Origin of the sequence: Streptomyces sp. NPDC088747, assembly GCF_044751025.1 — a bacterium.
In the GTDB taxonomy this organism is placed as follows: Bacteria; Actinomycetota; Actinomycetes; order Streptomycetales; family Streptomycetaceae; genus Streptomyces.
Genome location: NZ_JBIVKZ010000001.1, coordinates 531,310 through 553,965 on the forward strand (window position 1 = coordinate 531,310; position 22,656 = coordinate 553,965).

At 69.9% G+C, this 22,656-nt stretch carries 19 protein-coding genes and 2 pseudogenes; 16 read left to right on the forward strand and 5 right to left on the reverse strand.

The genetic code is table 11. The annotated features are described in order from the left end of the window. The first annotated feature begins 25 nt into the window (after positions 1-25). The 12 genes from ACIP79_RS02695 to ACIP79_RS02750 all read left to right on the forward strand — a co-directional run bounded on the left by ACIP79_RS02695 (position 26) and on the right by ACIP79_RS02750 (position 11,764). On the forward strand, positions 26-595 hold the full coding sequence (locus ACIP79_RS02695) for a hypothetical protein (RefSeq protein WP_401218322.1): 570 nt from the start codon (positions 26-28) through the stop codon (positions 593-595). A 2-nt stretch (positions 596-597) separates the two neighbouring features. After that, positions 598-1,374 carry a DUF317 domain-containing protein gene (locus tag ACIP79_RS02700; RefSeq protein WP_401218325.1) on the forward strand — a complete coding sequence of 259 codons (777 nt, stop codon included), beginning with the start codon at positions 598-600 and terminating at the stop codon, positions 1,372-1,374. Between the two features lie 32 nt (positions 1,375-1,406). Next, positions 1,407-3,206, forward strand: coding sequence for a type IV secretory system conjugative DNA transfer family protein (locus tag ACIP79_RS02705; protein WP_401218328.1), 1,800 nt, complete (start codon positions 1,407-1,409; stop codon positions 3,204-3,206). After that, positions 3,203-3,661: an XF1762 family protein gene (locus ACIP79_RS02710; protein WP_401218331.1), complete on the forward strand. Its 459-nt coding sequence runs from the start codon at positions 3,203-3,205 to the stop codon at positions 3,659-3,661. Before ACIP79_RS02705 ends, ACIP79_RS02710 begins: the two co-directional genes overlap by 4 nt. A 42-nt stretch (positions 3,662-3,703) precedes the next feature. Then, positions 3,704-4,294 carry a hypothetical protein gene (locus ACIP79_RS02715; protein ID WP_401218333.1) on the forward strand — a complete coding sequence of 197 codons (591 nt, stop codon included), beginning with the start codon at positions 3,704-3,706 and terminating at the stop codon, positions 4,292-4,294. After that, complete coding sequence (locus ACIP79_RS02720) at positions 4,291-5,049, forward strand: hypothetical protein (RefSeq protein ID WP_401218335.1); 759 nt, start codon at positions 4,291-4,293, stop codon at positions 5,047-5,049. The genes ACIP79_RS02715 and ACIP79_RS02720 overlap by 4 nt, the downstream gene beginning before the upstream one ends. A gap of 196 nt (positions 5,050-5,245) precedes the next feature. Then, positions 5,246-5,971 carry a DUF317 domain-containing protein gene (locus ACIP79_RS02725; RefSeq protein WP_401218338.1) on the forward strand — a complete coding sequence of 242 codons (726 nt, stop codon included), beginning with the start codon at positions 5,246-5,248 and terminating at the stop codon, positions 5,969-5,971. A gap of 144 nt (positions 5,972-6,115) precedes the next feature. Next, on the forward strand, positions 6,116-6,856 hold the full coding sequence (gene trpA / locus ACIP79_RS02730) for a tryptophan synthase subunit alpha (protein WP_401218341.1): 741 nt from the start codon (positions 6,116-6,118) through the stop codon (positions 6,854-6,856). 166 nt (positions 6,857-7,022) lie between these two features. Continuing rightward, positions 7,023-7,946, forward strand: coding sequence for a hypothetical protein (locus ACIP79_RS02735; protein ID WP_401219211.1), 924 nt, complete (start codon positions 7,023-7,025; stop codon positions 7,944-7,946). After that, positions 7,943-9,214, forward strand: a complete 1,272-nt coding sequence (locus ACIP79_RS02740; protein WP_401218344.1) for a DNA cytosine methyltransferase — start codon at positions 7,943-7,945, stop codon at positions 9,212-9,214. Before ACIP79_RS02735 ends, ACIP79_RS02740 begins: the two co-directional genes overlap by 4 nt. Beyond that, a complete protein-coding gene (locus ACIP79_RS02745) occupies positions 9,214-10,332 on the forward strand; it encodes a DnaB-like helicase N-terminal domain-containing protein (protein ID WP_401218347.1) in 1,119 nt (372 codons plus the stop codon). The genes ACIP79_RS02740 and ACIP79_RS02745 overlap by 1 nt, the downstream gene beginning before the upstream one ends. A gap of 67 nt (positions 10,333-10,399) precedes the next feature. After that, positions 10,400-11,764, forward strand: a complete 1,365-nt coding sequence (locus tag ACIP79_RS02750) for a DUF317 domain-containing protein (protein ID WP_401218349.1) — start codon at positions 10,400-10,402, stop codon at positions 11,762-11,764. A gap of 178 nt (positions 11,765-11,942) precedes the next feature. Here the strand turns inward: ACIP79_RS02750 and ACIP79_RS02755 are convergent, their stop codons facing one another. Further along, positions 11,943-12,839 carry a DUF5655 domain-containing protein gene (locus ACIP79_RS02755; RefSeq protein WP_401218352.1) on the reverse strand — a complete coding sequence of 299 codons (897 nt, stop codon included), beginning with the start codon at positions 12,837-12,839 and terminating at the stop codon, positions 11,943-11,945. A gap of 400 nt (positions 12,840-13,239) precedes the next feature. Here ACIP79_RS02755 and ACIP79_RS02760 point away from each other — a divergent pair, with 400 nt between their 5' ends. Both ACIP79_RS02760 and ACIP79_RS02765 read left to right on the forward strand, forming a co-directional pair. Next, positions 13,240-14,349, forward strand: coding sequence for a DnaB-like helicase N-terminal domain-containing protein (locus ACIP79_RS02760; RefSeq protein ID WP_401219214.1), 1,110 nt, complete (start codon positions 13,240-13,242; stop codon positions 14,347-14,349). Positions 14,350-14,392: 43 nt separating this feature from the next. Beyond that, positions 14,393-15,781 (forward strand): DUF317 domain-containing protein, encoded by a 1,389-nt coding sequence (locus ACIP79_RS02765; RefSeq protein WP_401218355.1) that lies wholly within the window; start codon positions 14,393-14,395, stop codon positions 15,779-15,781. Between the two features lie 36 nt (positions 15,782-15,817). Here ACIP79_RS02765 and ACIP79_RS02770 read toward each other — a convergent pair. Both ACIP79_RS02770 and ACIP79_RS02775 read right to left on the reverse strand, forming a co-directional pair. Further along, a pseudogene (locus tag ACIP79_RS02770) lies at positions 15,818-15,967 on the reverse strand (DDE endonuclease); the annotation flags it as partial. Between the two features lie 53 nt (positions 15,968-16,020). After that, entirely contained in the window at positions 16,021-16,479 is a 459-nt protein-coding gene (locus ACIP79_RS02775; protein ID WP_401219216.1) for a winged helix-turn-helix domain-containing protein, read from the reverse strand. Between the two features lie 299 nt (positions 16,480-16,778). Here ACIP79_RS02775 and ACIP79_RS02780 point away from each other — a divergent pair, with 299 nt between their 5' ends. Further along, entirely contained in the window at positions 16,779-18,866 is a 2,088-nt protein-coding gene (locus tag ACIP79_RS02780; protein WP_401218358.1) for an ATP-binding protein, read from the forward strand. 1,013 nt (positions 18,867-19,879) lie between these two features. Here ACIP79_RS02780 and ACIP79_RS02785 read toward each other — a convergent pair. Next, positions 19,880-21,343 carry an FAD-dependent monooxygenase gene (locus ACIP79_RS02785; RefSeq protein WP_401218361.1) on the reverse strand — a complete coding sequence of 488 codons (1,464 nt, stop codon included), beginning with the start codon at positions 21,341-21,343 and terminating at the stop codon, positions 19,880-19,882. A gap of 51 nt (positions 21,344-21,394) precedes the next feature. Between ACIP79_RS02785 and ACIP79_RS02790 the strand changes: the two genes are divergently transcribed. Then, positions 21,395-22,015, forward strand: coding sequence for a TetR/AcrR family transcriptional regulator C-terminal domain-containing protein (locus ACIP79_RS02790; protein WP_401218364.1), 621 nt, complete (start codon positions 21,395-21,397; stop codon positions 22,013-22,015). 95 nt (positions 22,016-22,110) lie between these two features. Here ACIP79_RS02790 and ACIP79_RS02795 read toward each other — a convergent pair. Then, positions 22,111-22,409, reverse strand: a pseudogene (locus ACIP79_RS02795) (IS630 family transposase); the annotation flags it as partial. Positions 22,410-22,656: the final 247 nt, after the last annotated feature.

Here is a 22,656-nt window from a genome sequence, read left to right on the forward strand (position 1 = left end):
GAAGGATGCTCTCATCTCCCGCACCATGAACCACGGCCGCCGCGCCTCACTGCGGCGCCTCAACCGCTACCTGCGCCACAGTGAACGGATCCTGGCGTCCTGGGACGCCTTCACTGAGTTCAACACGGACCTGGACGGCTGGCCCTTTGACGAGGACGCCTACGGCCGCCGGGCCGCCGTCCGTGACGCAGACACCGCCGCAGCCTTCGCTGGCATCCGTCCTGGCGCCCGCCAGTTGCTGGCCACCGCCCGCCTCCAGCTCCAGCACCTGCCCGCGCACCTCACGCGGGACAGCTGGCCTGGGCAACTGACCATCCTGGAGGAGGCACTGAGCCACCTCGACGCCCTGGACACTCAATGGCGCCAGACTCGGGCCCAGCTCCCCGAGGGCGCCGGACCGGGCAGCGAGGTGTACGTCGACGCGCTGGACGCGCACCACGCAGAGTGCTGGAGCCACCTGGACGACTGGGCCTGCCACGGCCGCGCCATCCTCGGCATCCAGGCCGCCGCAGGCCGAGCACCGTCCCGGCCGAAGCGCCCGCACCTCCCCGCCCTGACGTCCCCGCGCAGCGGACACGGCGCGAGGGGACGGTGATCATGGCCGACGGCCCCGCCAACGTCGACATCGACTACATCGCCCCGCGCCACCTGGCCGGCGGCGGCGATCCAGCCTGGATCACCGTCCCCCTCCACCGTGCCTGCGGCTGGAGCTACGGTCACGACGCCCTGATGCCCCGCGTCCTGCTTTCCAGCCCCGACCAGATGGCCCTCCTGCGGCTGGAGCCCGACCCCGACGGGCGGTGGTGGACTCTGCAGCACGCCCCCGCGCCGGACTGGCCTGCCTGGTTCGCCTGCTTCGATGCCCGCACCCCTGTAGAAATGATCGCTGCGTTCACCGATGCGCTGACCGACCCAACTGCCGATCGAGCAGACAACGGGGATCCGCAGGAGCCGCTTCTGAAAGCGGGCTGGTCTCCGTCCTACGGCCACCGTCGGCTCGCCTCACCCAACGGCACCGTCCGCGTCGAGGCCGACGAGACAACCGGGGCCTGGTGGGTCGACACCGCCCTCCGCGACTTCCGGGCTCTCCTGTGGCAAGCGCACTTCAGCGAGCACACCCCACCGCACCTGATCACCGCGTTCACCGCCGCGCTCACCGACCCCCGACCGGTGCCGCGCACCGCAGGCCCCTCCAGCCTCCCGACTCGCAACCCGGACCTCATCACCCGCTCGCACCGGGAAGTACCGGCCACGCAGGTCGCTGGTGCCGTGGAAGAACGCGTCCGCTCCCTCGCCGCACGCCGATCCGGCCCGCCGGCGACGAGATCGCGTCCTCCGCAACGGCCGCAGGCTGAGCGCCACCGCCAGCGCTGATCCCTCCGTCCCCGCCTGGAAGCACCTAACCCTTGCCCCCCTCCTCCTCCTCCTCCTCCAGCAGCAACACCGACGGATACGACCTCGTCCTGCGCCTCCTGCTCGGCGTGCTCGCCGTCGTCGTCCCCCTGTCCCACCTGGCCTGGCTGTGCGGAAACGTCACCGCCTCCCTCACCGGAGGCACCTGGGCCCCCTACCAGCCGACCACCGCCTTGCTCCACCCCGAGCAGGTCTGGCCAGAGGCCGGGGAGAACGCCCTGCTCATCGGGGCACGCATCGTTCCCGTTCTGCTCCTCCTGGCTCTCGGGGTGACGGCGGTCGCCCTGTGGATCCGGCACAAGAACCGCGGCGGCGGCCGGAAGAAGATCATCGGCATGGCCAAGGCACGGGACATCGAGCCCTTGATGGCCAAGGCGATCACCGACAAGGCCCGCTCGCTGCGTCCGAGCCTGAAAGACGCCAAGCACATCGAAGCCCGAGACACCGGCATCCTCCTGGGCAACCTGCAGAACACCCGGCACGAGGTGCGCATGGGCTATGAGGATGTGGCCGTCGCCATCATGGCGCCCCGCTCGGGCAAGACCACCTCGCTCGCCATCCCCTCGATGCTTGCCGCGCCCGGGCCCGTCCTGCTGACCTCGAACAAGGCCGCAGGCGACGCGTTCACCGCCACATACGAGGCCCGCTCCCGCGTCGGGCAGGTGTGGACTATGGACCCACAGCAGATCGCGCACGCCGCACGCGAGATGTGGTGGAACCCCCTCGCCAGCGCGACAACCCTGGACGGGGCGAACCGGCTCGCCGGACACTTCCTCGCTGCCTCGGTGGACGCCTCCCAGCAGGGCGACTTCTGGTCCAAGGCCGGCAGCAACATCCTGTCCCAACTGCTGCTGGCCGCAGCGCTCGACGAGCGGCCGATCACCGACATCATGCAGTGGCTCGCCTTCCCCGCCGACCGCACCCCGCTCGACATCCTCCGCGACCACGACTTCGCCGCCGTCGCAGCCCAGCTCAAGGGCACCGTCGAGGGTCCCCCGGAGACGCGCGACGGCATCTACGAGACCGCCCGCCAGTACGCCGCCGCACTGCTGAACAACGAGATCGCCGCCTGGGTCACCCCGCAGAAGGACGTTCCCGAGTTCCGCCCCTCGGAGTTCGTCACTTCCACCGACACGCTGTTCCTGCTGAGCAAGGACGGCGGAGGCGGGGCCTCGGCGCTGATCGCCGCGTGCGCGGACTCCGTGATGCGCGCGGCGACCGCCCAGGCCGAACGCGCCGGCGGACGCCTGGACCCGCCCATGCTGGCGATCCTCGATGAGGCCGCCAACGTGTGCAAGATCAGCGACCTGCCGGACCTGTACTCCCACCTCGGCTCCCGCGGAATCATCCCGATCACCATCCTCCAGTCCTACCGCCAGGGCCAGAAGGTCTGGGGAGACGCGGGCATGGACGCCATGTGGTCCGCCTCGACAGTCAAGGTCATCGGCTCCGGCATCGACGACCCTGACTTCGCGGACAAGCTCAGCCGCTTGATCGGCGACCACGACGTGGAGACCACGTCCACCTCGCACTCGGAGTCCGGTAAGTCGACCTCGGTCAGCATGCGCCAGGAGCGGATCCTGCCCGCCGACGCGATCCGCGCCCTGCCCAAGGGCACCGCGCTGTGCTTCGCCACCGGCATGCGGGCCGCGATGCTCGACCTGCGGCCGTGGTATCGGGAGCCAGGAGCGGAGGAGTTGTCCGCGGCGTCCGCCCGCGCGTCGAAGGCGATCACGGCTCGCGCCGTCGCGAAGCACGCGCCGACACAGTCCGACTTCGGGACGGCCGCGTGAGTGACGCCCCGCTGCACCTGGTGCCGGTCCGCTCCCGTGAGGCGAAGGACTTCGTGCGCGCCTGGCACCGTCATCACCCGCCGCCCGCAGGACAGATCTTCTCGGTCGGCGCCGCCGACGAGACCGGCACGCTGCGCGCCGTGGCCATCGTCGGCCGCCCGGTGGCCCGCCACCTGGACGACGGCGCCACCCTCGAAGTCACCCGGACCGCCAGCGACGGCGCCTGCAACGCCAACTCCTTGCTCTACGGGGCCGCGTGGCGGGCGGCGAAGGCCCTCGGCTACCGACGACTGGTCACCTACACGCAGGACGGCGAGAGCGGCGCATCACTGCGCGGCGCCGGCTGGCGCGTCATCGCCAGTCGGCCGCCCCGCGCCGGATGGCACACCCCGTCCCGCCCACGAGCCGGCCACGGCAACGACCACATCACCCGCCTGCTGTGGGAAGCCCTCTGACCGAGCCCATTTCTACGCCGCAACGGACCCACCATCCTCACCTTGCCCCGTATCGCCCCGCGCCCTCCCGGAGTTGTCCTGCACACCGTCGATCTGACCGAACACACTCGCCTTCTCGGCGAGGTGGCCCCCGCCCTGGAGAAACTGTCCGCGGAGGCGGCACGCATCCGGAAGGGTGAGATCGCCAAGCCCGTCCGAGAGATCGCACCCCTGAGCTTGCGGGTGCACGAGCTGGCGATGCAGTGCACGCGGCAGGTTCACGACCTGTCGGTCAGCCAGTACCCCGCGATGAAGGACGGGGCCGACAACCTGGCCCATTTGGCCGGCGCCTGCGCCCAGATCTCACTGGCCGCCACACTGTGCAACCTCGCCGTCCATCACCGCACCGAGATCCTGCTGTACGAGGACGCCGGCGCCACCCCCGCGACCAGCCGCGATCAACTTCGCCGTGCCGGTGTCGAGATGCAGCGTGCGGCCACCACCTATCGCACCGTGGCGCGACGGCTCTCCCGCCGCCTCGCCTCATTCTCGGAGCGCGCTGAGGACCGGCACCTCATCGCCGAGGCGCAAGGGTCCAGCCCGCAGAAGGCGCCCTCCACGCCGCCCGCGCCCGCTGCCCGGCGCCGCGTGTGACGAGACCGCCCGAGGGCTTCCTGTTCGAGGTGGCGGCCCCGCCGACGCCGGTTGAGCGGCTGCTGCTGCTCGCAGACCAGTACGTGCAGCACAACGACTTGCTCGACCGTCTCCTGCGGGCCAGTTCGCCATCCGAGCCCGATGCCCACGCCGCCTCCGCCCAGCGACTCGCTTCCGCTGCCCGCACCGCCCTCAAGGCGGTCACTGACGAACGCCTCTCTCGCAGTCCCGATCTGTCGGACGCAGCGGTCCGCCTTGAGCAGCTCGCCTTCCTGAGCAGTGCCTCCGCGGACCAGCAGCTACCCATGGCACGCACTCTGACCGCCTTGGCACACGAAGTGGCGATGGGCTGCGCCGACACCCTCGCCCACGCGATCCGACACCGCCAGTGGACTGCAAGGGATAGTCCGGACCAGAGCCTGACCGCCGCGCACCACAGTGCCCTGTGGGAGATCGCCTGCGGAAACGTGGTGGCCACCAGCTCCCTGGGACGGCAGTACGTCCACTGCCGCGACGAGCGTGTGCTCATGGGCACACTGCGGGCGTTGGAGGCGAAAGGGCTCGCGGAGCGCGTCCCAGATACCGCGCCCGTCGCCTATGCGGGCGGCCCGCTCCAGGACCGAGTCCGCCTCACCCCCTCCGGCACCACCGCCCTGGCCATGGCTATCAGCAGCCCGCCCACCCGCAGAGCGGCTCCCGGCACGACTCTCGCGCCCGCACCCACCGCTGCGAAGACGACCGCCCGCAGCCGTTAACTGATCCACCGGAACCCCACAGCATGCCCATAACCCCGCACAACACCGCAGAACCCCCGGATCGATCCCGCGACCTAGTCGACGGATTCGAGGACCTGCCCGCACGCGTCCCAGACGTCTCCTACACACCGAGCGTCGACGCGCTGCACCAGATCATCCTTGCCCCACTGCCTCCTGCGGTACAAGGAGCTCGGCGGTGAGGCCCTTCGATCCCCAGGACAGGGTCCTTGTCTCCCCGCGTCATCTGGCGGGAGCAGGCACCGAACGGCTCGCCGACGCAATCGGCCCGCTGATCCACCTCTTCGGCTGGCCGAGCGAGCACGATCGCGCGAGCGGACACATCTTGGCCAACAGCCCCGACGGCACCCTGTTCGTGACCTTCAACCCCCAGCAACCCCAGGGCCGCTGGTGGTCCATCGCGCAGCACGAGCCGTACTGGGAAGCCCGCTTCACCCGGCAGACCCCGATCGAGGCCATCGCTGCCGTCACCCAGGCTCTGCCCCAGCTGCTCGGCGACGACTGGCACATCGACCGGATTCCGCTCACCACTACCCCCCTCGCGCACATCGCCGACCTGAACCACTGGCACCGCGAGGACAACACGTTCACCTCGCCCGACGGCCACTGCCACCTGCAGCGCACCCCGGCGGAAGAGATCCCGTGGCGCTTCCGGCACCACGTGTACGACGGCTTCGACACCCACTGGGACGCCTCCTTCACCCGGGACACCCCCGAGCGGCTCGTCGCCCAGTTCTTCACCCACCTCGCGACGACCACACCGGTCGAGCGCACCTTCAGTGACGTCCCTTACCTCGTACAGAACCTGGACGACGCGCTCATCACTCCCGTGCACCGAGCCGCCGTGAACCCACACGTCCACCACGCCGGCGCCCAGCTCGGCCGCGCCGTACACCGCCGCTGACTCGAGCGTCGCCGAAGCCCGTCCCCAAGCCGGCCACGCACCACCGCTGACCTGCCGCGACAGTCCGCCCTCCGAGAAAGGCATCTCCTGGCCACCACCGACTCGCTCCAGGCCCTCCTAGGCCAACCCCGTTGCTCGCTTGGCGTGTTCGTTCCTGCCGGACTGCATCCGGCCCGCGCCGAGCGCCGTCAGCTCGACCAGATCGCACAAGCTGGCGCTGATCTGTTCGAGATCGGCCTCGCCCACCATGACGCCGGCCTCGACGGGCCCATCATCCAAGCGGCCTACCGCCGCGCCCTGAGCGGCGGAAACGTCCTCACCCGCGCCCTGCGCGCGGTCGAGCACGCCGCTGGCCTTCGGCCGACCGTCGTCATGACCTACTGGGATCCCGTCAGCCGGCACGGCCCCGAACTCCTGGCCCGGCTGCTCACCGACGCGGGTGCCGCCGGGGCGATGGTCGTCGACCTGCCCGACGAGCAAGCAGAGCGCTGGCAGGCCGCAGCGATGGACGCGAACCTCTCCACCCCACGCCTGGTCCCGCGCCACCTCACGGACACCGGCCTCGCCACCGTGGCCGCTGGCGCGTCTGGATGGCTCTACGCACCCGCCAGCACCGCCCCCACCGGCTACCGCGGCCCGCTCAACGTCCCCGCGCTCGCCGACTTCACGACACGCCTGCGCGCCGCGAGCCCCCTGCCCGTCGTGTCGGGCGTGGGGATCTCCACCCCGGCCCTCGCGGAACGCGTCGCGCCACTGGTGGACGCCGTCGTTATCGGAAGCCCCGTCGTCCGCGCCCTGATGACCGCCCCCGAGCAGGCCCCGGCACTCACCACCAAGTTCGCCCAAGCCCTCAACCAGTACGCCACCACGGAGACCCGTGCCTGAGCCCACCAACCTGGATCCGGCCCTGGTTCGCATCGCGTCCGACACCTCCTTGCTGCGCCACGCCCTGTGCGACGCCGTATCCCGCAGCCTGCCGGAATCGCCTTGCCACTGACGCGACAGCCGCGATGCGAGCACCTCCCCTTTTTCCCTAAACCCAGGACAGACCATTTCAGATCAGCCCCGATTCCGCGCCCTCTCCCTCGGCGCGGGAGTTCAATCCAGCACTCTCCTCGCCCTGTCAGCCGAGGGCATTCTCCCCAGGGTCGACTACGCGATTTTCGCGGACACCGGGTGGGAACCAAAAGCGGTCTATGCACACCTTGACCGCCTGGAAGAAGAGATAGCCGCGCCCGCCGGGATACCCGTACTGCGCGTATCGGCCGGGAATATCCGCAACGACGCTCTGAATCCGGATCACCGGTTCGCCTCCATGCCGCTCCACATCCTCAACAAGGACGGGCGACCTGGGATGACCCGGCGGCAGTGCACCGGCGAATATAAGGTGAAGCCGATCAAGCAGAAGGTGCGCGAACTGCTCGGCTACCCCTATCCGGCCCGCATTCCGAAGGGCGTTTTCGTCGAGCAGTGGGTAGGAATTTCCACGGATGAATTCCACCGCGCGAAGGACGCGGACGTCAAGTACATGCGCAACCGGCATCCGCTTCTGGACATGTCCTGGAGCAGGGCCGACTGCGTGCGCTACCTGACTTCGCTCGGACTCGCAAATACCCCGAAGTCGAGCTGCCTGGGATGCCCGTTCCACGGAAATGCGCAGTGGCGGCACATCAGGGACACCTCCCCGTCCGAGTGGGCGGACGTCGTCGAATTCGACGCAGCGATCCGGCAGGGCAATGCCCGCGCCAACGCTACCGGCAACAGGCTGCTCGGCGAGGCGTTCCTGCACCGCTCCCGCGTCCCACTGAGCCAGGCGCCGATCGACCACGTCACCGCAGCCGAGCGAGCCGCCCTGCGAATCAGCGCGGACGAGGCCGACGTCCTGGAGAACGGTGTCGAGGACGGCTGCTCGCCCTGGGCGTGCCGCGGCGACGCCGACGCGCTGACACGGGACGACTTCGGGCTGGCCACGTGATACTCGACCTCTTCGCGGGGCCGGGCGGCTGGAGCAGGGCACTGCACGTCCTGGGCGTGCGCGACATCGGGCTGGAATGGGACCTGTGGGCGTGCAGGACCCGGGCTGCGGCCGGTCAGTTGACCATCCGGTGTGACGTGGCGAGGTATCCGACCTGGCCGTTCATCGGCCGCACCCGCGGGGTGATCGCTTCGCCGCCGTGTCAGGCGTGGAGCATGGCCGGCAAGCGCCTCGGGCTGCTCGACCAGCCGCTGGTGCACGCGGCGGTCGAGGACCTGGCCGCCGGCCGGGACACCCGCGAGCGCCTCCTCGCCGCCTGCCGTGACGAGCGCTCCCTGCTCGCCGCCGAGCCGATGCGCTACCTGTACGCGCTGAACACGGTCGGCGAGCCCGACTGGGTCGCCATGGAGGAAGTACCGGACGTGCTGCCCTTGTGGAAGCAGTACGCGGCTGTCCTGCGGGGGTGGGGGTTCTCCGTCTGGTATGGGATCCTCAACGCCGCTGACTTCGGTATCCCGCAGACCAGGAAGCGAGCGATCCTCCTGGCCTCCCGCGTCCGCACCGCGCAGCCGCCCACGCCCACCCACGCCCAGCTCGCCGAGCCGGAATCCCTCTTCGGTCCGGGCCGCGCCCGCTGGGTCAGCATGGCCGAAGCCCTGGGGTGGGGTGCGACTGACCGGCCCGTCCCCACCGTCTGCGCAGGAGGTGGGCCCGGAGGCGGCCCCGAACCGTTCCCTTCGGGCTCCCGCAAGACGCTGTCCGACGCCCGGGAGCGCGGCACCTGGATGCCCCGGCCGGACGGAGTGGTCCTGCCCTCCCGCCGGGAAGGCGCGGGGTGGGCGGCCCGGCACGGCACCCGCGACAACCGGACCGCCGACGCTCCGGCGCCCCCGTTCACCGCCGAGACCCACCGCTGGTCCTGGTCCCTGCGCAGCAACAACCAGGCCAACGCCACCGTCCGCCCGCTGTCCGAGCCGGCCGGCACGCTGTTCTTCGGGCACCGCGCGAACGAGTGCACCTGGGTCGCCGAACCCGCCACACCCCCGGCCGAAGAAGCCGATGCGCCGGCCGTTCCCGAGCCGATCCGGATCACCGCCCGCGAGGCGGGCCTCCTGCAGACCTTCCCCGCCGACTACCCCTGGGCCGGCAACAAGAGCCAGCAGTTCTCCCAGATCGGCAACGCGGTGCCCCCGCTGCTCGCCGGCCACCTCCTCGCCCCGCACCTCGGCGTCACCTTGGACCCCGACGACTTCACTCTCGCTGCCTGATGCTCCACTCCCCCGAACCCGATGAAGACGACCTCGACGCCATCGCACCGTCCCATCCGGTGTTCCACGTCGAGCAGGCCCTCCTAGGCGCTCTCCTCCTCGACCCGCACCGTCTGGACGACGTGAACGGCATTGCCGCCGACTCGTTCTCCACCGCTGCGCACGCCGCCCTGTATGCCACGATCAGCACCCTGCCGCGGCCCGATCCCGCCGAGCACGCGAAGAACGCCAAGTGGCTCGACCGCGTGCTCGCCACCGCAGTGGAGGAGGCGCGCGGGCTGACCGCCTCCTACCTGCACGTGCTCGTCCAGGTCTGCCCCTGGCCGCGCCACGCCCCCGCGTACGCCCGGATAGTCGAGGCGGAGCACGCCCGCCGTCGCCTGCTGAGGGCCGCCGAACGCCTCGTCCGCAACGTCCACGACGCCTCCCTCCCGCACCCCGTCCAGACAGTGCTCGCCGAGGCGGATGCGCTTGCCGCGGTCGTGGACGACATCGCGAACCGCTTCCCCCCGCGGTCCGGTGTCCTTCCCCGCACCCCTGCACCTCCTCCTGCCGCCGCCCCCGACTACACCGAGGCAGTCGAGGAGGAGCAGCTGCTGCTCGCCACCGCCACCGCCCGCCCTGACGACATCGACGCCGTCCGGTGGCTCATCCCCGACGACCTCACCCTGCCCCTGCACGCCGGCCTGTGGCAGTGCCTGACCACCCTCGCCCGCCGCAACGAGCCCGTCGACCCCGTCACGGTCCTGTGGGAAGCCCAGCAGCGCGGCCTGCTCGACGACGGCCGTGAACCGGGCGAGGTCCTGCGCATGCTGTCCGAACCGGCCGGATCCGTCGGATACTTGGGCGAACGCACCCTGCAGCGCTCCCTCCTGGCCACGGCCGATCACACCGGCCGGCGCATCGAGGCGTACGCCGACGACCCGGCGAACACCCCCTTCCAACTCGTCGTCGGCGCCCGCCGCGCCCTCGCTGACATCGCCGCCGTCCGCACCCGCTGGCAGCACGCCACCGGAGCCACCCCGCCCCAGCAGCGGCGAGTGGCGCCCGCCACCCGCGCCGGCCCGCCGACCACCACGGCCGCACACGCCGCCCGACCCACACGAGCAACCCGATAACCCCCGAATACGCCGGTGTCCGGACCCGCAGGGCCCAGGGCACCGGCAGAACAGATGAGACCCCCACGTGACCCCCGCCATCGACGCCCACGTCCGCCTCGACACCCACCCCACCCACCCGAGCGCCGTACAGGCCCACCTCACCGGCAGCCAGGCCCACGTCGCCTCCGCGGCTCTGGAGGCCGCCGACTGGAGCGTCGCCGCCACAGGCGTCCTGGTCCTGGCCCGCATCGATCACGAGGAGCCCTACTGGGCCGCCGACGCCGCCCAGCACCTGACCGCCGAAGGCATCACCGTCGAGATCACCCCACGGCTCCAGGAAGCCATCGCCGAGGAATGGACCTGGCCGAACTACCCGATGCCCTGGTGCACCCGCAGCGAAATCCGTGAGGTCTCCAATGAGGCGCAGAAGATCCACGACGACATCCGCAACGGTCACCTCCTGATTCACGCCCACGCCCGCGACGGCCACACCACCGTCGCGGTCGGCACATACCTCCACCGGGGCGGCAAGTCCGTCTACCTGCACGGCGAGGATCATCTGCGTCAGATCGCCGATACGTTCGACTCACCCGCGGAGGCGCTGGTGGCCTTCGAGAAGGTCCACGCGGCCGAGATGCGCCCCGGCCCCGCGCCCCTGACCGACACCGAACGCGCCGCCATCGAAGCCCGCTTGGTCTTCGACGTCACCACAGCCAAGCCCGAACCGTACCGCCCGAAGCTGGTGACCGTCCCCGTCTACCTGGCCGATACCGGCGACCACGACGCACTCCTGGACCCGTTCCTCGACGAGCACGGCGAGTTCCAGAAGTGGCGGACCTGGTCGGATGACACAACACACGCCATCCACGAGTCGCAGACCCTGCGCATCGAGCGCGTCCACGAAACCCCCGCCCACGAGACCGCATGGACCATAGCCGCATACGAGACACCCGTCTCCGACCGCATGTGGCACCTCACCGCGACCGGCGCCACCCCCGTCCCGGTGCTGCAAACCCTGCTCATCCACCTTGCCGACGGCGATGGCTGGGACACAGTCATCGGGACCCCCGTGGACGAGAGGACGGTCACCACAGCCACGCAGCCGCTCACTGAGGCCGGGTGGAAGCACACCCTGACAGGGCACGGGATTCGGTGGACATCCCCCGACGGGCAGGCAGGCGTCAGGTTTGACCCACTGACCGCGCAGCACCCTCAGAACCCAGCCACCTGGACCATCTGGGCAGGCTCTGACCCGGACCAGCCCACCTGGGCCATCACCGCGTCCCCGCGCACCCCGAGTCCCCTGCTGGCCGACCTCTCCGAAACCCTCGCCCACGAGACCGGCACGCGCCAGACGCAGCCGGGCCGTGAACACAGGACCCGCCTAGCCGCCAGCGTGTCGGCATCTCCGGCGGTCACGGCCGGCCGACCAGCCAGCCGTTCACGCTGATCGTCCTACCGCCGCGAGCGGGGCAACATAGCGCGGGATCGCCGGTTGGCCAAACCGGCGATCCCGCGCACCATAGATAGTCCACCGCCACGCCCTGCCCGCACGTCGAGAGGTCCCTCCCACGACCGCAGACGCGACACGTAGCGCAGCCCGCCACGCGGCTGACCACTGCAGGCGATCACGCCGCCGCGTAGCCCGCCCGGAACAGATCCTGCGCTCGCTCCACGTCCCGTGGGCTACGGAGCTGGACCTCCAGATCACCCGTCCCGTGGTGACCGAGACCGGACACGTCCCGGGTGAATCCCGGAACGAGGTCGACGTCCTTCGGGTCGACCTTCAGGTAGACCAGCAGCTTGCTGCGCTGCGGCGGACACAGGCAGGCGAAGTTCCGCAGCCGCTGATACGCCCGGTAGGTCTTGCGCTCCACCCGGTTCACACCGTCCCCGAGCCCGAGCAGGACCTCGTCGACCGCGCCTGCCAACTCACGCATCGCCGCTCCCTGGACGTCGGCCGCCGCCCGGGCGACCGGCTGGCGCCGTTCCCGGCGGGTCGCCTGCATGCCGCCGCTCACGGAGGCCACGGTCTCAAGGCCGAGCAGGTCGCTGCCGAAGAGTCGGTAGCGGACCAGGTCGATCGAGCGCCGGTGCTCGCGTACGGCATGCACGTCGTAGCGGGTGAAGTCGCCAGCGATGCAGATGAGGCGCGGGCCGCTCCACAGGACCTGGGACGCGGCCGTCACCCCGAGCCGGTCGCGGACCAGGTGCTCGAACTCAGCACGGTGGTCCATCAACCAGGCCAGATAGAACAGGCCCTGATTGATCACGCCAGCATCCGTGCCGCGCTTGCACTCGACGATGACCGGCGAGCCGTTCTCGTCCAGCCCGAGCGAGTCGATCCGGCCCCCGTGCACCGGTCCGGTGCCGTACTCGCTCGCCAGGAAACGGACGCCCAGCAGCGTCTCCATGTGCGCCTCGACAAGGCCCTGGACATCGGCCTCGATCTCAGCAAGACGCGGCACGACCTCGGTCATGCCGCTATTCGTCGTGTCCGTGCGGAACAGCTTCAGGCCCGACACCTTCCCCTCCTCGACTCGAAGATCGAGAACATCAGGGAAGGGCGGGATTGTTTCCGGTAGTGGCTGCGATCGCGTGAAGATGATGTGAACAGTCATGTCCGGGCCACGAAGGAGCACCGCGGTTGGCGCGGCCTTGCACCCATGAACCGGCACCACCTCACCCGACATCGGCCGCGCGTTACGGTGGTGCGTCTGCGATGCCGCTCCGCTACACACAGACGCAGTGGTCGACCGCCAGGGCAAAACCACGCCCGAATTAGGAATGTGCAAGGAGATCAGCACCAGCCCAGCACGGGACAGGTTCCCTGCGGTGATCACAGGTGTCTACAGGTCAGCACGCAGCCAGCACGGGTAAAGCAAGAGCCCCGGATCACTCCGGGGCACTAACTCTGTGACCTGCATTTTTGCCGTCAGGAACGATCCCTGTTACGCCAGCGTCTCAGATACCGTCCGCGCACCGCGAGCGGTCTTCCACGCCGAGCAGGCCCTCCTGGGCGCCCTTCTTTTCGCACCGCATCATCGCGCCGCCCTCGCCAACGTCACCGCCGGCTCGTTCTCCACCGCCGAGCACACTGCCGTGTTCGCCGCCCTCACCACGCTGCCCGCCCCAGGCAGCCATGCCACGAACCTGACGTGGCTCAACCAGGTTCTCGCCACCGCCCGCGAACGGGCCCGCGCGCTCACCGTGTCCTACCTGCACACCCTCATCCAGGTCTGCCCCCAGCCACAGCACGCGCCAGCCTATGCACGGATGGTCGAGGCCGAACACGCCCGACGCCGTCTGCGCACCGGCGCCGGACACCTCCTGCAAAGCGTCCACGACACCTCCCTCCCCGACCCCGTCCACACGGTGCTCGCCGACGCCGACACCCTCACCGCGACCGTGGACGACATCGCGACCCGCTTCCCGCCGCGCGCCGGCCTCCTACCCCGCACCCCACTGCCCCCGCCCGGCCCCGCACCCGACCACGGTGAAGCCGCGGAGGAGGAACAGGCGCTGCTCGCAACGGCTGCCGCCCGCCCCGCGGACATTCGCTCGGCGCGATGGCTGCTGCCCGGGGACTTCACCCAGCCCCTGCACGCGGGACTGTGGCAGTGCCTTGTCGCCCTCGATCGCCGCCACGAGCCCGTCGACCCCGTCACCGTCTTGTGGGAGGCCCAGCAGTACGGCCTGCTGGACGACTGCGAGCCGGGCGAGATCTTGCGCCTGCTGGCCCAGCCAACCCCTTCCCTGGAGCACTGGGGCGAACGTGTCCTGCGCCGGTCCCTGCTGGCCAGCGCCGCACATGCCGCCCGCCGCATCGGGGCCTATGCCGACGACCCGGCGAACACACCGTTCCAGCTCGTCGTCGGGTCCCGCCGGGCGCTGGCCGACCTCAGCGCCATCCACACCCGCTGGCAGCACGCCACCGGAACAGTCCCGCCGCAGCGACCACGCCCCGCACTCACTGCCACCCGCGCCGGCCCACCGACCACCACGGCCGCACACGCCACCCACACACCCCGCTGACACGGCTTAGCACGCCCCCCCCAGGACAGGAGACCACGCCTCCGTGAGCACCACGCCCTCCATCGACGCGCACGTCCGACTCGACACCCACCCCCACCACCCCAGCGCCGTCGTCGCCACCGTCACCGGCACCGCCCGGCACATCGCCCAAGCACACCTGAGTGTGCGCGGCTTCGAGTCCGTTGCCGCCGACACGCTGGTCATGGCCCGCATCGACCGCGAGGAGCCGTACTGGGCGGAAAGGACCGCTGATGCGCTCACCGCCGAGCGCATCACCGTAGAGATCACGCCCAAGCTGCGCGGGGCCATCAACGAGGAGTGGACGTGGCCCGACTACCCGATGTCGTGGTGCACGCGCAGCGAGATCCGTGAGGTCTCCAACGAGGCCCAGAAGGTCCACGACGACATCCGCCACGGCCGACTCATCATCCATGCTCACGCCCACGACGGCCATACCACGAAAGCCGTCGCCAGCTACCGGGACGGCAGCAGCGTCGTCCTGCACGGCGAGAATCACCTGCGCACCGTCGAGACTTCCTTGCGTACCGCCACCGAGGCCCTCGTCGCATTCGACCGCGTCCACGACGACGCGGTGCGCTCCGGCCCCGCTGCGCCTACCGACGTCGAGCGCCAGGCCGACGAAGCTCGCTGCAGCCTCCGCACCGCCGTGCCCGTGGGGGTCGAGCCGCCCCTCCCTCGCACTGAGACGGTGCCGGCCTATGCCGCCGACCCCGCCGACCCCGCCGACCACGACGCCGCCCTGGACGCGTTCGTCAACAAACACGGCGACTGGGCGAAGTGGCGCACCTGGTCCGACAACACCACGCACCTCGTGCACGAGTCACAGACCCTGCGGGCCGAACTCGTCCACGACCCCGATCCTCGCGAGGCTGCCTGGACCTTCGCCGCCTACGAGACCTCCGTGTCCGACCGCATGTGGCACCTCACCCTCACCGACGCCACTCCGGATCCACTGCTCCAGTCCCTCCTGATCAGCCTCGCCCACGGCGACGCCTGGGACACCGCGCTGGGCAGCCCTGCCATCGAGCAGACTGTTTCCGCCGCCACGCGGCCTCTCACCGACGCCAGCTGGACGCACACCATCGACGGACGCCACATCCGCTGGCAGAGCGCCCAGGGCGACGCAGGCGTGCAGTTCGATGTCTTCGCCGCCCAGGACTCCCGCATCCACCTCGCCGCCTGGACCCTCTGGGCCGGCCCCGACATCAACCGCCCCACCTGGGCCATCCACGCCTCCCGCTACGCCCCCGCCCCGCTCCTGGCCGCCCTCACCGAGGACCTCGCCCACGGCACCGGCACCGGCACCCGCCAGAAACGAACCACCCTCACCGAACACCGCAAGAGCTCCAGCACCACCGAGCCGACTATCCCGCCAACGGCAGCCAGCCCCGCAGCCGGCCGCAGACGCTGACCCAACCGCACTCGCACAACCGCCCGCTGTGGGGTGGCGGCGCGGCCGGTAGATCAGCCGGGAGGACTCGCCGGGTTTGTAGCAGCACAGGGCGGCGATCGAGTAGCGGCGCCAGGACCGGCCGCGCGCCCGCACCAGCGGTGTCTGCCCGCGTCGGCCCCAGGTCCGAGCCCGTGCCGCAGTCATCCCGAACCCGGCCTCGTCCTCGAAGACGAGGAACGCCCCCAGCGCCGCCGCATTCATTCCGCCTGCGGCCACACGTCCTTCTTCCACAGCCCGACAGCGTCCTCGTCCCGTTCCAGAGCCCGGCGGGTGGGCGACTGCCAGGACCAGCCGTGCCGGTGCATCAACCGCCACACCGCCGCCGACGAGACCTCCAGCTGGAACCGCCATGAGATCAGTGCCCGGATTCGTGCCAGGGTCCAGCGCTGGTCCTTCCAGCCATGCTCGGCCGGGCCCCGGGCCAGCTCTTTCTCGAGTTCGGTGAACCGGTCAGCACTGAGCTTGGGCAGTTTGGGCGCTCCCGCAGACTCAAGCGCGGCCCTGCCACCCTCACGCCAGGCCCGCCGCCAGCGCTCCACCGACCGCTCGCTCACCCGCAGGTCCTTCGCGATGGCCACATTTCTCTCGCCCTGCTCAAACCGTTCCCTGGCCTCGAACCGGATCTGTTTCCTGAACTGCCGCCGCTCGGCGGTCAGTCCGCCGCCCTGCGCATACCTCCTACCACCGGCCTACCGCAGGGATCACCACCCGTCAGCCCCTCCGACAACACCCCGAATAGACCAGTAGTCGAAGGCTTCACGATGGCTGACCCGGTGGCACCCTGCGATCGGGATCGCACCTGGTGATACCGAGCTGATCACTCTCTCGGTCATGCCGGCGCTGCTTGGCCATACCTCCGGGCGGCGCCCGCGCCCGGTCGGGCGTGTTCACGCTCACCGGTGCGAAGGCCGACGAGCGCGAGATCCTGTAACGCTTCGCTTTAGTATCGGCTCCCATGGACGACGCTTTCACTCAGCCCGCCGGAGGCCTGCAGGCACGGATGGCGAGAACTCGTACGCGCACCTTGTGCGGACGCGCGCGGGAAACGGCGGTCTTCCAGTCGGCACTCGGCCCGGCGCCCGCCGCTTGGTCCGTACTGCACCTGCAGGGGCCCGGCGGGATCGGGAAGTCGACCCTGCTCGACCATTTCGCGCACCTGGCATCGGCCGTCGGCCGCCGCGTGGTGCGTTTCGACGGTCATGCCCTGGACCCCGTGCCGGAGGAGTTCGAGGAGCGGGCCGGCGCCGCGCTGCACGACGCCGGGGCCGTGTTGCTGGTGGACACATTCGAACGCTGTCAGGGTTTGGAGGGCTGGCTGCGGCGCTCGTTCCTGCCTCGGACGGCCGATGGCGCCCTGCTAGTGCTTGCTGGCCGTACTCCTCTCAGCCTTAGCTGGCGGACCGATCCGGGCTGGCGTGAAGCACTGCGCGTCCTGCCGCTACGCAACCTTGGTCCGCAGGGGTCGGACGAACTGCTCGCCGCCCTTGGGGTCGCGCCGCAGCGACGACCGCCGCTGCGCGAGTTCGCCGGCGGTCATCCGCTTGCCCTGACCCTGGCGGGACAGACCACCACCGCTTCCGACTCCAGTGCGTCCGAGTCGGCCGGCCCCGGCTGGCGGCCGCCGCACGAGGTCGTCGCGGAACTTCTGCCGGCCCTGGTGGACGAAGCCCCGTCCGACATCCACCGCCGGGCGCTGGAGGCCTGCGCCCACGCCCGCTGCACCACGCAGGAGTTGTTGCGCGCGGCCCTGCCAGGTGAGGACAGTCACGCCCTCTTCGAGTGGCTTCGGCTGCAGCCGTACATCGAAGCGGGTCCGTACGGCCTGGTGCCGCACGACGCCGTCCGGGCGTGCCTCGACGCCGACCTGCGCTGGCGCGACCCCGAAGGATATGAGGCCCTGCACCACCGGTTGCGCGCTCATCTGCTGGAGCGGGCGCGCACCGCACGGGGCCGGGCGGTGCTGCCTGCCATGGACGCGGTCAAGTATCTGCACCGCGGCGGCGCGGTGACACCACGCTACTTCGTGCTCGACGGCAACGGCTCGGTGTACGAGGATCTTTGCCGCCCCTCCGACCATGAAGCAGTACTGGAGATGGCCGAACAGGCCGAAGGACCGCACAGCGCGAAGGCCGCCGCCTTCTGGCTCGCCCGTTGCCCGCAGGCGTTCCGTGTGCACCGCGACAGCGAGACCGGGAGGCCCGTGGGGTTCATCGCTTGGCTGCGCCTTCCCCGTCCCGATGCCGAGGAGACGGCGGCCGATCCTGTCGTGGCGGCAGCCTGGCGGCACAGCGAACGGCACGGCCCGGTGCGGGAGGGCGAACACATCGCGCTGGCACGGTTCATGGTGTATCCCGCGTGTCACCAGCGGCCCTCGGCCTCCATGGACCTGATGATGCACCGCGTGCTGGCCGGGTTCATCGATGACGGGGGACAGGCCTGGACCTTCGTGGTGTGGAGCGATCCGCAGTTTTGGGAACCGCTGATGAGTTACTCGGCCCATCACGAGGTCGCCGCCCCGGTGCGGGCGGACGATCGGTCGTGGACGCTCTTCGCGCACGACTGGCGGGTGATGCCGATGGCGGAATGGCTGGCGTTCACGGGCGAGGAGGAGCTGTTCGGCCCAGCCGCACTGTCCCTGCCTGCCGAGGCGGAGACCGCGGTGCTGTCTGGTGAGGAGTTCGACAAAGCCGTCCGGGAGGCGCTCAAGCGGTGGCACCGGTCCGCGGCGCTCGTCGGCAGTCCGCTGGTGCACAGCCGGCTGGTCCGTGACCGCGGCGGTACGGACCCAGTGCCGGCCCTGCGCGATGCGCTGGCGGAGGCGGTGGACAGCCTGCGTGTCGACCCTCGCGAAGTGAAGTACCACCGGGCGCTGACCGCCACGTTCTTCGACGACACGTCCTCTCAGGAGGCCGCGGCGCAGCGGCTGGAGCTGCCGTTCAGCACGTATCGCCGACATCTTTCACGTGGCCTGCAGCGGGTGGTGACGTACCTGTGGCGACTCGAACTGGGAGACCCGTACAGCGTCGGCGTGCGGGAGAGCTGAGGACGGGCCATGCGTGGAAGCGGCGCGGGAGCGACGCCCCTCCCTCATGCCTCATGCGAAATGAGCTGGAAGCGATCAATCGATGATCTGGTCACGGCGGTGCGCCGTACCGAGATTGGCGCCGACGGCAGCCCCTGCCGTGGCTGCCGGCCCGGGAACCGGTCCCGGGCCTGACGGTCCCATTCCCGTATCCGTTTCATGACGCACCTCGCACGAGGATCAGTATGTGCACTTCCGACAGCATTCCTGCCCTGCCCGACGACCGTCTGCTGGACATGGCGTAGAACTCATATCACTGATGAGCCGCCGGTTCGACAACCACGCGACCCTGAGCGCCGAGATCACGAGCGTGACGGAGGTGGCGCGGTAGCGGTCCGTCCCTACCGTCCTGGCCCGCCGGAATCCGCTGCTCACCGCGCGCATCGATGAGACCGCAGCCGGGCCTCGTGTTCGTTTCGGCGCGAACGATGCCGCACCGGTGAGGGTCATGCGGTTGTCGCTCGCCGACTGGCGGGACGAACTCTCCACCGAGAGGCACACGTCGTTGGACGGCGCCGATCACCCCGACAGCACTCCCGGCGTGCGGCGCCAGCCGAAGCCTCGGCACGGAACGCGTTCACCACTGGACATGCTGCCCGAAGCGCCGGCCGTGCGTCAGGCCGCCACCTGGTTCACACATCACGCTGGCGACTTGGCGACCAAGGAGCCGCTCCGGCTCAGCCAACTCATGGAGCAGAGCCAGGAGTTCGTCGACACCGCCGCTTGCCGCAGGAGTTCGCCAAGGTCATGGACCGGTTGGACGGCATCCGGCGTCCGGCACCTGCCTGACCGGACGGGCGGAAGGGCGGAGTCACGGACCCGGAACGGGCCAAGAGCCAGACGGCGGGACATGCGGGCTTCCCGCTACTGCGACAGCACGTCCTGTTCGAAGCGTCGGCCGTCGAACGCCCGGAATCACTAAGGCGACAGGCGAGGGGAGCCCGGTCCCTTGAGCACTCGGGACCTGCTGGTGGTCACACCGAAGTTCGGCTCCCAGAGGCCGATGTGACCCATGCGCCGTCGTCGAGGGCCCAGGCGATATGACCGTCAGGACGGACCAGAACGGCGCCTGTGGTAGCCCACTGCCCTTGCGGGCGAGCCAGACGTGCGGCGTGACGGTGACTTCCGTGCGGAAGGGTGAAGCCCTCCGGCGGTGCGTGCACGGTGTCGGTGAGATCGAGCAGGAGGTGCCTTCCTCCGTTCAACAAGGGGAACAGGCTGGTGCCGTCCGCGAAGGCTAGGTCAGGCACACGTGTTCCTGTCAGTGGGTGTGCGGTGGCCGGATCGGCCGACGGGTAACGGACGTCCAGACCGCCGAGGCGTTCGGCCAGTGTGCGGGAGAAGTCAGGCAGTTCGCGGACCATGTCGGCCAAGAAGGCGCGCAGGGCCTGACCTTCGCCGGAGTACGCGGTCATGAGGGCGGTCTGCGCCCGGGTGGAGTCCAACAGGCGTGCACCGACGGGGTGGCGCTCGGTGTGGTAGGTGTCCAGCAGGCCCGGAGCGGCCGTGCCATGGACGGTGGCGGCGAGCTTCCACCCGAGGTTGGTGGCATCCTGGAAGCCGACGTTCAGTCCCACGCCCCCGGTGGGGAAGTGCATGTGTGCGGCGTCGCCAGCGAGGAGGACGCGGCCTTCGCGGTAGGCGGAGGCCTGGCGGGTCGCGTTGCCGAAGCGGGAGAGCCAACTCGGGTCACGCATACCGAAATCAGTGCCCAGGACGCGTATCGTCTTCGTCCGTACCTCCTGGAGGGTCAGCTTGCCGGGGTGGTCTGCGTGGTGGTCTTCCGGTGCTATGCCCACGAAGCGCGTGAGGCCACCGGGCATGGGTACGGCCATCACGCCGCCCTCTGCGCCGAAGGTACTGATGGGGCCGGCAGGTGGCTGGTCGAGGGCGACATCGGCCAGCCACCCCCAGATCGTCGTGCCGGTGCCGGGGAAGCTGATGCCCGAAGCCTCCCGGACCTGGCTGCGGGTGCCGTCGCACCCCACGACATAGCGCGCTTCCATTATGTACGGGCCCTCGGGACCTTCCACCTCGACGCGGACGGCCTGCGCTGCCTGCTCCAGGTTCGTCACACGGTGCCCTCGGCGGATGTGCGCACCCCGCGTGTGTGCGTGCTCCTCCAGGAGTTCCTCGGTGCGTGCCTGAGGGAGGAACAGGGTGAAGGGGTAGGGCGTCTCCAGACCGCGGAAGTCCATCCGGGCCTCCAGCCCCCCGAAATGCCCCGTGGGCAGAGGAATGCCCGCGCTGACGAAATCATCCGCGAGTCCGCGCATACCCAGGATCTCCACGGTCCGGGGATGGACGGTGAGTGCCTTGGAGTGCGGGCTGCGCTCCTCTTGAGCTTCCAGGACGGTCACCGACGTTCCCTGCAGTCTCAGTTCCGCCGCCAACCACAGGCCCGTGGGTCCCGCCCCGACGATCACGATCTCTTCCACAACGTACTCCTTGGTCGTTGACCAATTACTAGATACGACTAGACTAGGTCGGTGACCAAAAAGCAAGTCGGTTCACCGACCCGCACCCGTCTCACTCCCGGCACCGTCGTGGACGCGGCCTTGTGCCTCCTCGACGAGGAAGGGCTGGAGTCGGTGACCATGCGCGCCGTCGCGGCCCGGCTCGGGGTGCGGATGAACACCGTCCTGTGGCACGTCAAGACCAAAAGGCGACTGCTGGAACTGATGGCCGACGCCGTCGCCGCCACCATCACGTACGACAACCTGCCCGATGAGGCGGGCGAGCAAGTGAAGGAACTGATGCGCCGCTACCGGCAGTCCCTGCTCTCTCGTCGGGACGGCGCCGCCCTTGTAACCGGGACATACGCGGCTGAGCCGCACACTCTGCGCTTCGCCGACGCCCTGCTCGCGTCTCTCGCGAAGCACGAGAGCACCACCGAAACATCGGGCCGCACCCTTTACGCCCTCGCGTACTTCACCCTCGGCCTCACCCAGGAAGAACAAGCCATGACGGACTTCGACGAGGCCCGCTTCCGGGAAGCGGCCGAATCAGGCCCCTATCCCAGCCTGCGCGAGTCCCTGGCCGTCCTGTCCGAGGACACCTTCGCCGCGCGCTTCGAAGACGGCGTCCGGCGCATCCTCGGCGCAGCTTGAGGGATGTCCTTTGATCCCCATGGGTGCAGCGGGCCGCAAGGCGGAGGACTGTCGTCGTGCTGGGCGTATTCGGGCGATCCGGCGACGCGGCGATGGCATCCGTCGATGATGTGGGGGCGATACTGGATTTCCTCATGCCGTGGCGGATGGTCTGGATGAGGTTGCTCGGGGGCGGTGAAGGCGGTGCTGGAGAGCCGGCCGCGCCGTAGCAGGGACCAGATGCCCTCGACCGGGTTGAGGCCGGGTGCGTACGAGGCAGCTGGTAGACGGTCTGCCAGTCCTGTCGGGCGTTGAACTGCCTCATCCCGCAGGTGAGATGGACGTTCACATTGCACCGGTCGAGCGCGATCGGTCCGCCGAGTTGGGTGTGGGCGGTGATGAGCAGGTCGCGGTAGGCGGTCTAGGCCCAATGCCGTGACTCTGTTGGTGATCTTGTCGGGGTGGTGACGGCAGTCGCTGGTGGTGGTTGGCTGGTCTGTGGCGGGGCGGCCTCGGCTTTGAGGCGGTGGACGGCGTCGATGCGTCCGGCAAGTTTCCAGCGGATTCTCCCGATGACAGTCCGGACGGCGCGGGCGGCGTGTCCGAGGGGGACGCCGGTGATGCTGATGCGGGACCGGCAGGATGTGGTGTTCGCCGACGAG